Genomic DNA, 10,442 nt, shown 5'->3' on the forward strand with positions numbered 1-10,442 from the left:
GTTGTTCTTGCGCATCTCGGAATAGATGCCCCGGCTTACGACGTCGCGGGTCGCGCGTTCGCCCTTGCCATCGTAGTCGAACATGAACCGTTGGCCCGCGTGGTTCACCAACTGTCCCCCGGCCCCGCGCAGACCTTCCTCAAGCACCGTGCCGGTCATCCGCGTGTGATCGCCAGCAAGCAATCCTGTTGGATGGAACTGCACCATCTCCATATCGCGCAAGGGAAGACCAACGCGCATCGCCATGGCCAAGCCGTCCATCGTCTTGTCACCCGAGGGCGTGTGGTACTTGTACATGGTCGGGCCACCGCCCGTCGCCATCAGCACTGTCTTGGCCCGCACGAAGCGGAACTTGCCCGTTCGCATGTCGATCATCAGAACCCCTGCCAACGCAGATCCGTCCTTTGTGGGGATCAGGCCAATGGCACGGTGTTCCTGCAACTTCTCTACCGGGCGAGACAGAACCTGCTCCATCAGGCGATTTATGATCTCGATACCGGTAAGGTCGCCTTTGTGCACCGTCCGATCTGCCGTCTGACCTGCAAAGGCCTTCTGATGTAAAGACCCATCGCCGTTGCGATCAAAGAAGCAGCCGATCTCGTTCTCCAACTCTCGGATACGCACCACTGCCTGTTCGCACAGACGCCACGCCATGTCCTGATTGGGCAACCATTTGCCGCCTTCGATCGTGTCCATGAAATGCCGCTCGACGGAATCGCCATTGCCCAGCGCCACGTTGTAACCGCCCTGCACCATTCGCGTGCAGCCGCATTTGCCGATCAGGCCTTTTACCGCAATGGTCACCTTGGTGCCTTCTGGTGCCGTCTGCATCGCATGCAGCGCAGCGAACATGCCCGCGCCACCGGTGCCAAGGATCAGGATATCAGTGTCGTGCCGGTCGATGTCTTTTGTCGAGAACATATCAAATCGCCTGCATGAGGAAAGTTGTGGAGACAAGGAACGACCCGGCCACCGCGGCCGCGGCCCATGTCTTTTGCGGCGCAGACCACGGCAGCCATTCCAACGCCAAAAGGCGCAAGCCACCAAAGAGATGCACCGCAAGAAGGAAGACCAGTCCGAATTCTGCCATCTTGACCAGAGGCATCTCGGTTAGGGTCAGAAACGCGTCCAACTTGGCCGCATCGTTCAAGGCATAAGACAGCACCCAGAAATGCAGCGGCAAGAAAAGGGCAAGGCCGATCCCCGACAGCCGATGAAGAATATAGGCCAGCCACAACGGATGCGCGCGTTCGACCCTCATGCCGTCACCGCCCAGACCGCCTGCGCGCCCAGCGCCAACAGGCCCAATCCGATCACCGCCGCGACCGCATCCCGCGCGTTGCCGCGCAAGCCCGCCCATTCGCCAAGAATGGTACGCAGCCCGATGGCCGCATGGATCGACACGGCGACGACGAACATGCCGTAGAAGGCGAACCAAAAGGCCGAGCCTTGCGTACGACCAAGGATTTCTGCCGCCGACAGTCCGCCTTGGATCGCGTAAATCATGACACCGATATGAACGATTACGAAAGGTGCCATCACCAGTGCGCTGAGGCGTTGCGCCATGTAGAGGTGGAATTCGCTCATCCCTTACGCCCTCCAAAGAACCGCTTCGCCGTCGCGCGCTTCAGCCCGGCTATCGCCGACAGCGGGTCCAATTCGTTCGGGCAATAGGTCGTGCACGATCCCATCGAATGGCACGAATGACAGCCGCCCTTGCCCGACACCGCATCAAGGATTGCGTCGCGGTCGGCGTCCTTGGCATCATTATACAAAGTCCATGCCCGCTGCAGCGCTGCAGGACCAAGGTAATCGGGATTACCCGCGACCGTGTCACAAGCCGAATAACAGACCGAGCAATTGATACACTCAATGCCCGCATTCGCCTCCTGCCGCTCTTGCGCCACCGGATCTATTGATTCAATAGCATCGTCCCGCGTTCGGGTCGGGTGATGCTTGCCCTCGGCTGACACCCATTTGTCGAAGAACGGGTCCATATCGGCAGCAAGATCTTTGATCACCGGAAGATTGCGCAGCGGCCCGACTTCTAGCGCGTTTCCCTTAAGCACTTTGCTCACATGGGTACGACAGGTCCAGCGCGGCACGCCGTTCACCATCATAGCGCAACTTCCGCACATGCCGACACGACACGCAAAACGGTAGGTCAGGGTCGGATCAGAGTTCTGCTGAATCCACGACACCACATCGAGCACGGTTTGGCTTTCATAAGCCGGCACCTCGAACGTCTGAGGCCGCATCGGGGCATCAGGGCCACCGCGTTGCACCGTCACAGTCAAGTGGTCTTGCTCTGGCACCTGAGAGCCCGCCTTTCGTCAATCCGGTTGATGGCAAAAGGATAACGGTCAGCTCAGGTAACGAAAAGGCAAATATCTTAACTGTATCCGTAATGATTGCTTACACTAATTTGATCATTTGAAATTTTACCAAATGGTACAATTTTGGGTCATCGTCAGACAAACGTGACAGTCTTGCCAAACGGCATCTCGCGCAATCGCGTGCCCGTCGCGGCCCAAATCGCCCCGGCCAAGGCTGGCGCTGCTGGTGGCACCGGAGGCTCACCGATCCCCAGAACGCGATCACCGCTTTCCAGCCCGCGCACCATGATGTTAGGACATTGGTGCAAACGCATCCCGGGGTTCGTATCGAAATTCGATTGCTCCGCGACGCCGTCCGCATAGGTGATCTCGGAATTCATCGCGTGACCAAGACCGTAGATCACCCCACCCTGCACGAGATTTTCAAAATTGACCGGATCGACGATGCGACCCACTTCGGCCGCGACCCAGACATTGTCGATTCGAATGCCTGCATCAGTGTCCGTGACTTCAATCACCTGCGCACAGTGGACGCCAAAGGACTTGGTCAGCGCGACGCCACGTCCCGTGCCATTGCCACCGATGCCGGACCAATTTGACATCTCGGCCACCGCTTCAAGCGTCATCCGGGCCAACGGATCGTTGCAAAGGCGAAGGCGTTCTTCCATTGGGTCTGCACCCGCCGCTTCGATCAACTCGTCCATCGCAGCATTGTAGAAAAACCCATTCGAGGACGCACCGACCGACCGCCAAGAACTGATCGGGGCGAGCTCTGGCGCGCGATATCCGGTCACGCGCTGGTGCGGGATGGCGAAGGGCTGTTCCCAAGCGCCCGCAACAATCTGGCTGTCCGGGCCAGGGGCAGACTGGTTCTGGCGGCTAAGTTGCGAGGCCACAACCGAGGGCATGGCGATGCCGAGGTCCAGCGCCTCGATCTGTCCGTTCGCCACTTTGCCGCGCAACCGCGCCATAGCAATCTGCCGAGGAAAGTCGTGCAACATATCCTCTTCGCGGGACAGCGTCAGCTTGACCGGCGTGCCCTTCATCTGCATCGCGATCTCGGTCGCCTGTTTGACAATCTCGTCTTCAAGACGATGGCCAAAACTACCGCCCATCATCAACACGTGCACGGTGACGCTGTCGGCGGGGATGCCGGTGATCCGGCTGACATTGGCCTGAATGAAGCGCGGGATTTGCGTGCCGGTCCAGACCTCGACCCGGTCGTCGTCGACGCGCACGATAGCATTGACCGGCTCCAGCGGCGCATGAGCCAGATAGGGCGCGCGGTATTCGGCGGTGAAGATATCGCCGTCGGCCAGCGCGGTTTCGACATCGCCATCATCGCGCTTTTGGCTGTCCTGCGCGTTTGGGGTAAAGGACGCCTCAAGCGCAGCCCAGTGGTCCGCTTGTTCAAGCGGAAATGCGGGTTTTTCCCACGTCACCTGCACTGCTTCTGCCGCACGGAAAGCACGCCATGTGTTGTCGGCGATGATCCCCAGCCCGCCGGTGATCGGGACCACAGCTTTGACACCTCGCATGGCCAGCGCGTCCGAAGCGTTATATTCCGCCATTCCGCCGCCCGGGGCTGGGTTCATCAGGACCGTGGCGTGGACCATGCCGTCGACTTTTACGTCGATGCCGTACTCCTGCGTGCCAGTGCTCTTGGCCAGCATGTCAATCCGCTGCATCGGTTTGCCGATATAGCGCCATTCGGACGGGTCGCGCAGGGGGACATCTTGAACAACGTCTCTTCCCGCGAGCTCTGCGGCGAGATCGGTGTATGGGATTTTTTGACCATCCGGTAAAATCACGTTGCCCGCTTGCGTGGTCAGGTCATCGACTGACAGATTTTGGCGCTCGGCCACCAATTCCTTGATGGTTTCGCGTGCAGACGCTCCTGCCAATCGCAGTTTTTCAAATTGATCGGGTACGGTGGTTGACCCACCCGTGATCTGAAGACCCATGACCTTCATGACACTGTTAACAGCCCCTTCGGCTACATCGTGCAGCACACCAGCAGCGGGAACCATAAAATCGGCGGCTTCGGCGGCGAGTGCGGTGTTCCAATAGGCCGGGCTCGGTGGACCAGGGTCTGCCTTAATCTGATCCAGGTCCACGTCCAGTTCTTCAGCGATCAGCGCGGCTTGTACGTGGTAGACGCCCTGCCCCGAATCCGCGCGCGGCGTGATCAGGGTGATGCCATCTGCGGTGATCTTCACGTAAGGCGTCAGAACCGCCTCACCGGCCTTTGCAGCCAGAGGGTTCTTGTGCGGTTTACGCACAGTGTAGACACCAAAGGCAACGCCTCCAACAACAGCAGCAGAGCCGACGAGAAAGGTGCGGCGGGCGATGGTTCTGAGACGTCCCATATTCAGCCCTCCTGCATCATGGTGGCGGCACGCTTCACCGCAGCGCGGATGCGGGGATATGTGCCGCAGCGGCAAAGGTTGCCAGACATCGCGTCGTCGATCTCTTGATCCGTGGGGCTTGAGTTTTCCATCAGCAACGAGGCGGCTTGCATGATCTGGCCGGACTGGCAGTAGCCACATTGTGCGACCTGTTCGGTAAGCCATGCCGCTTGCACCGCGTGCATTGCGTCAGGTGTGCCCAGACCTTCGATAGTGCGGATGTCGGCCCCTTCGACGTCGATGGCCCATGTCTGACAAGACCGTACGGCCACACCGTCAAGATGTACGGTACAAGCGCCACATTGGGCGATGCCGCAACCGAATTTCGTGCCAGTCAATCCCAGTTCATCCCGCAACACCCAGAGCAGCGGCATGTCATCTTCGACATCGACCTCGTGCAAGGTTCCGTTGATCCTGAGTTGCATCGCTGCGGGCTCCCTCTGTCACTGGCTTTAACCTGAACATAGGGTCAGTCGTGCCATGTGGGAGGGATGACCTAGGGTAAATTGCGCGTCGTTGCGTGGTTTCGGATCGGAGCGGCTGGGCCGCTCCGCCAGGCGGGGGGACGCTGTCCCCCCGCACCCCCCTGAGGTATTTGAAACCGAAGAAGGGATATGCGCCGTCGCGAGATCAGGCTGCTTTGCGCGACCGGTTGCGGCGGCGGCGGTTGCCGTTTGGTTTGGCTGTTGCACCGGCGGGGCGACCTTGGCCGCCTTTGCCGCCACGACCTTGGCCCCGGGTCTGCGGTTTGCGAGCAACCGGATCTTTGGGGGCCGTGCCGCTGGCAACGGGCACTTCGATCTTCATCACTTTCTCGATCTGACGCAGCAGATCGGCCTCATCCGGGGCGCAGAAGGCAATTGCTTCGCCTTCACGTCCGGCACGAGCGGTGCGGCCAATGCGGTGGACGTAATTGTCCGGCACGTCTGGCAAATCGTAGTTGATCACATAAGCCACACCGGGAATATCGATACCTCGTGCGGCGACGTCTGTCGCAACGAGGACCTTGATCGTGCCTTCGCGGAACGCCTTGATGGCGCGGTCGCGCTGGCCCTGGCTTTTGTTGCCGTGGATCGAGGCGGCGTTGTAGCCGTCGGCGACAAGACCTTTCATCAGCTTTTCAGCACCATGCTTGGTGCGTGAGAAGACAAGCGTCAGGGCGTCCATGTCACGCGACAGGATTTCGCGCAGCTTGCCCGGTTTTTCACCTTTGCTCGACACGTGGTGCACCGATTGGGTGACCTTGTCAGCAGCTTTGCCCGGAGGCGCAACCTGAACGCGCTGCGGGTTGGTGAGGTAGGCTTTGCTCAGATCTTCCATCTGTTTCGGCATGGTGGCCGAGAACAGCATGGTCTGACGCGGCGTGCCCAGTTTCGGCGCGATGCGACGCAGAGCGTGAATGAAGCCCATATCGAGCATCTGGTCAGCTTCGTCCAGCACGAGGTGCTTTACGGTACGCAGATCAACTGCCTTGCGGTCCATCAGGTCAATCAGGCGGCCCGGTGTGGCCACCAAAATGTCGGTGCCTTTAAGCAGGTGGTGGATCTGTTTGTTGATGGACTGACCACCGACAACAACGTTCACCTTAAGGTGGGTCTTTTTGGTCAGGGTACGCAGCGCTTCGGCGATCTGGTTCACCAGTTCGCGCGTCGGTGCCAGGATGAGCGATTTCGCCGTCTTCGCCGCGGGGCGCTCGGGCATATCCATCAGGTGGCTGACGAGAGGGATGCCGAAAGCCATTGTCTTGCCAGTGCCGGTCTGGGCAAGGCCCAGAACATCGTTGCCCGCCATCGCCAGCGGAATCGCCTTGTCCTGGATCGGGGTTGGGGATGTGAGGCCGGCCTCTTTCAAAGCGGCGAGAAGTACGGGCTTGAGGCCCAGAGTGTCAAAATCAGACAAAAGGTATCCTTTTCGTCCGCACGCAGTTGCGCGCACGGATGGGGTTCTGCCGCATCAACGCGGCAACGAGGGTGTCGCAGAACCTTAAGACATCACGGGAGCGCCCCGTACCGTCTGGTACTGCGTCAGGGACCCTGCGTGATGGGGAACTGAATTCATGTATCGCCGATGCGCCTAACATTCAGGCGCGGCAAGCTCACGCGGCTGCGCGGCGATGTCGGTCACATGGGGCCATACGCGCCACAAGTCAACCGATAAAGCGGTGCAGCACGTAGGCGGCGGCAACAATGTGGATCAAAGTGATCACAACCGACAGGCCATGTAGCAGGCCAAAGTGGCGTTTGTTCCCGGCATCGGTCGCGGCGTTGATTGCGGGCATCAAGATTTGTCGGGTCGGAACCGTGGTCAGGCCGATGGCCGCCATGATGGCAGCGGAGAGCGCATCGGTTGGCGCAAGGAAGACGGCAGAAAGTGCCGCCCCGGCGATCACGAAAAGGTAGAAATGCGGGAAGGCGCGGCGGATCGTCGGGCCAGCTGTTTCAGCGGGAAGCGCGGTGAACAAGAACGCTGCGAAGCCGAAGGAATAGAGCACCATCCCGCCAAACAGGAGCGCCGTTGAAAGAAGAGCGAGAGTTGTCATGTCAGGCTCCTTTTCTGGCGGTGCCCATGTAGATGATCATTGTGCCGGGTACGCGACCAAAGGTGAAATCGCCTTTGGCGTTGATCCCGCGAGGACCAAGGCCGACCATTTTGCCAACACTGAATCCAGCCGCACCCAGTTCGGCGCGCAGTTCAGACGGCTTAATGAACATCTCGGGATCGTGGGTGCCTTTGGGCAAAAGTTTCAGCATGTCCTCGGCCATGGTGATCGTGGCCAGTCGCGCGACGGGATTGCGGTTGATCGTGTCGAAAAGAAAGCAGCCCCCCGGGCGCAGGACGCGGAACACTTCGGCAATCACTTTGGGCAGGCTTTGGACATGTTCCAACACGTCGACGCAGACCACTGCGTCAAAGCTAGCGTCTGCATAGGGCAATGCTTCACCCACGCCAACATCGTAGCGGATTGATTTGCCTTCAGTCTCGGCGTGGGTGCTTGCTGCCGCGATGGCCTCTTTGGCAGGATCAATGCCTGTGACTCTTGCGCCCCGGTCGGAAATCGCCTCGGCCATGAACCCCCCTGCACAGCCAAGGTCGAGCACGTCTTTGTCTTGCCAGTTGAATTGTTTGTCGAACCAGCTAAGCCGTCCCGGCACCATATTCTTGAGCGTGCGAACCCAACGGATGTCATCGGACCACCAGCGATCTGCAAAATCGTCATAGATCTCAAGATTATTGCGCTGGGTTTGCGCCATCTTTCGGCTCCTTCGAGGGGGACAGTTTGGGGAGGACATAGGGCACGCTGTCCCGATAGCGATCAAATGCGTCGCCATATCGCTGTTCAAAGCGTTTCTCTTTCAGGCGCGGGGCCAGCAGGCAATAAGCCGTATAGCTGATCGCAAGCGCAAGTTGGTCCGGTGTCCAAAACGGCACGGCCCAGAGCGTGAGCGCGAAGGCCACATAGATCGGCTGACGGATATGCCGGAAGAGCCCGCGCGTGGGCATTTCGGGAAAGACCGGTTTGATCTTGCCCAATAGCGACATCCAGCCCAGTGCGCCCGATTGCACCTCGGCCCCGGCGTCGAAACTGGCCTTGATCAGCAAAAGCCACGTCGAAGCATAGGCAATGCAGAGCACGACAAGTGGCAAGCCCTCGGCCCGGTACCAGATGATGCCGCTTGGGGTCCATAGCAGGAACAGCGCGGCCAGTTGCAATGATGCGATGATTGCGTAGGTGGTTGTCGACAGCGTTCCGCCATGTGGGCCGGGGATCAGACGGGTGATGATCCGGGTGCCCGGTTTCGACAGCAGGAACGAATGCAGCAGCGGAAATTGGACAATCAGCGCGGCGTTGGCGAGTGCCGCCCAAGGCCACGGTACCGTCCCGAAGCTTTCGCTGAGGCCAAAGAACATGGCAGTCATCATCGACAGTACGGCGATTGCAAAGATCAGGTGACACATCGCGCCCATGGCAAGCGCCAATGCAATGCGCCCCCTGCCCGGTGGCGGATGTCCCGCAGCCTTGATCAACGTGATCAGCCGCCCAATGCGAGGATCGTCGAATGTCATAGGGCGCGCAGAATATCGTCGGCAATCGCGGTCCCGCTTTGCCATGCATGTTCGATCCGTGGGCCGAGACACCAATCACCACCCGCATAAAGCGAATTGTCCGGGGATGTGACAAAGGGCTGGCCCAGCGGTTTAGTCACAAACGCATAGCGCCACCGGTGGGCGCTGGCATGGACAACGTCGGTCGGGCTAAGGCCAAAATGAGTGAGAAACAGATCGAGCATCAAAGTTGCGATCTGGTCCTTGGTCAATTCAAGATGCACGTTGCTCCACTCGGCGCTGGCCTGAACGACCCAACAATTGTGCGACGAGCGGCCCGGTTTCGCACTGTCATGGGCCACCCATGCAAATGCGTCCGTAGGATTGGTTTGGGTCGCGGGTGCATCGAGGTCGCAGTTCAGAGCGACCATCAAGGTCAGGCTTGGATCGTAGCTCACAGTGTCGAGCGATTGGGTCAGGGCATGTCCCGCAAGCTTGGCCGTTTGCGGTGATGGTGCCGTGCAGACAACCCGATCGAACCGACCCACGCTTTGCTCAGCGTAAATGCCCCAGCCATCGACATCTTGAGTGAGCGACTTGATTTCAGTCGCCTGATGCATGTCGAGGTCTTGACCAAGAAATTTGGCGAACCCGGTCATCCCCGGTATCCCGACATGGCGTAGACTGCCGTCGCTATGAGCCCATTTGGTCACGAAACCTGCTGCTTCGGCCTGCTCCAGAACGTCACCAAATGCAGGCAAATTTTGTGGTATCATCTGCGCACCGTGGTCAAATTGCAGGCCACCGTCGGCGCGGCGAGTGGCCAACCGGCCACCAATGCCACGGCCTTTGTCGAATACCTTTGGCATTAGACCAGCGTCTGTCAGGCGACGCGCGCACGCCAGACCCGTGATCCCAGAGCCGATAATCGCAATATCCATAACGCCTGCCAATGCTTTGCCGTCTACGCTGAAGCGGTAGTTAAAACGAACAACGCGCCCGTCGAGGGGCGCGCTGTCGCAGGATTGGTTAAGCGATGGTCAGATCGCAAACGGATCGTCGACCACACCCACAAGCTGGATGAGCAAATCACCTGAATCGCCAGCCAATGCTTCGGTGTAGATCGTGTTGATCGCCTCGAATGCATCGTTGATTGTCGACTGATCTCCACGCACAAACAGGTCCATGACAGAATCGGCCTCGTCCAGATCAGACAGGCCGCGGATCACAGAGAAGTAAGTGCCGATATCGGTCTTGTCGGCAAGGTACGCCCTGTCGCCCAATTGCAGCGCGATGTCTTCTTCCGATGCTCCCTCGGCCAAATCAACCTTGGCCCCCTTAAGGGCTTCGAGAATGAACTGATCCCGAGTGACCAAGCCGCTGTCCAGACCACCAACCCAGAAATTCAGGCCGTCGTCATCCGGCGCACGGCCCAGAACGTTGTTATAGACCTGTGTCGCGAACTCGAGATTGCTAAGCGTGTCAGGATAGGTCGCAGCAGTTTCAGGCTGCTCCAGAAACAGCGACGCGATTTCCTCAAGCGAGAAGCCGTTGGCAAAGGCAGAGCCCCAGAAGTTCCAGGGCAATCGCGTTTGACTTACGGAGTGGCCAAGCCGTTGAGAATGCTACGTAAGTAGTCATCGTTCCAACCTGC

At 59.1% G+C, this 10,442-nt stretch carries 12 protein-coding genes; all 12 read right to left on the reverse strand.

What is annotated here, in order from left to right; translation table 11 throughout:
- The coding region (locus ACTG4M_RS15910; protein WP_439124645.1) for an FAD-binding protein at nt 1–921 on the reverse strand (921 nt) is incomplete at its 3' end.
- Nucleotide 922: 1 nt separating this feature from the next.
- A complete protein-coding gene (sdhC, locus tag ACTG4M_RS15915) occupies nt 923–1,261 on the reverse strand; it encodes a succinate dehydrogenase, cytochrome b556 subunit (RefSeq protein ID WP_439124646.1) in 339 nt (112 codons plus the stop codon).
- Complete coding sequence (locus ACTG4M_RS15920) at nt 1,258–1,587, reverse strand: succinate dehydrogenase (RefSeq protein ID WP_439124647.1); 330 nt, start codon at nt 1,585–1,587, stop codon at nt 1,258–1,260. Before ACTG4M_RS15920 ends, sdhC begins: the two co-directional genes overlap by 4 nt.
- Nucleotides 1,584–2,297: a succinate dehydrogenase/fumarate reductase iron-sulfur subunit gene (locus ACTG4M_RS15925; RefSeq protein ID WP_439124656.1), complete on the reverse strand. Its 714-nt coding sequence runs from the start codon at nt 2,295–2,297 to the stop codon at nt 1,584–1,586. The genes ACTG4M_RS15920 and ACTG4M_RS15925 overlap by 4 nt, the downstream gene beginning before the upstream one ends.
- A 173-nt stretch (nt 2,298–2,470) precedes the next feature.
- Nucleotides 2,471–4,705 (reverse strand): molybdopterin cofactor-binding domain-containing protein, encoded by a 2,235-nt coding sequence (locus tag ACTG4M_RS15930; protein WP_439124648.1) that lies wholly within the window; start codon nt 4,703–4,705, stop codon nt 2,471–2,473.
- Between the two features lie 2 nt (nt 4,706–4,707).
- Nucleotides 4,708–5,169, reverse strand: a complete 462-nt coding sequence (locus ACTG4M_RS15935; RefSeq protein ID WP_439124649.1) for a (2Fe-2S)-binding protein — start codon at nt 5,167–5,169, stop codon at nt 4,708–4,710.
- 205 nt (nt 5,170–5,374) lie between these two features.
- The gene (locus tag ACTG4M_RS15940; RefSeq protein ID WP_439124650.1) at nt 5,375–6,643 is read right to left on the reverse strand and encodes a DEAD/DEAH box helicase; all 1,269 of its coding nucleotides are present in this window, start codon (nt 6,641–6,643) and stop codon (nt 5,375–5,377) included.
- 247 nt (nt 6,644–6,890) lie between these two features.
- Nucleotides 6,891–7,283, reverse strand: a complete 393-nt coding sequence (locus ACTG4M_RS15945) for a DUF4149 domain-containing protein (protein WP_439124651.1) — start codon at nt 7,281–7,283, stop codon at nt 6,891–6,893.
- A 1-nt stretch (nt 7,284) separates the two neighbouring features.
- Nucleotides 7,285–7,995, reverse strand: coding sequence for a bifunctional 2-polyprenyl-6-hydroxyphenol methylase/3-demethylubiquinol 3-O-methyltransferase UbiG (ubiG, locus tag ACTG4M_RS15950; RefSeq protein WP_439124652.1), 711 nt, complete (start codon nt 7,993–7,995; stop codon nt 7,285–7,287).
- On the reverse strand, nt 7,973–8,809 hold the full coding sequence (locus ACTG4M_RS15955; protein WP_439124653.1) for an isoprenylcysteine carboxylmethyltransferase family protein: 837 nt from the start codon (nt 8,807–8,809) through the stop codon (nt 7,973–7,975). The genes ubiG and ACTG4M_RS15955 overlap by 23 nt, the downstream gene beginning before the upstream one ends.
- A complete protein-coding gene (locus ACTG4M_RS15960; RefSeq protein ID WP_439124654.1) occupies nt 8,806–9,729 on the reverse strand; it encodes an NAD(P)/FAD-dependent oxidoreductase in 924 nt (307 codons plus the stop codon). The genes ACTG4M_RS15955 and ACTG4M_RS15960 overlap by 4 nt, the downstream gene beginning before the upstream one ends.
- 99 nt (nt 9,730–9,828) lie before the next feature.
- On the reverse strand, nt 9,829–10,374 hold the full coding sequence (locus tag ACTG4M_RS15965; protein WP_439124655.1) for a DUF4214 domain-containing protein: 546 nt from the start codon (nt 10,372–10,374) through the stop codon (nt 9,829–9,831).
- Nucleotides 10,375–10,442 lie beyond the last annotated feature (68 nt).

It is taken from the genome of Marivita sp., assembly GCF_965656765.1.
GTDB lineage: Bacteria > Pseudomonadota > Alphaproteobacteria > Rhodobacterales > Rhodobacteraceae > Marivita.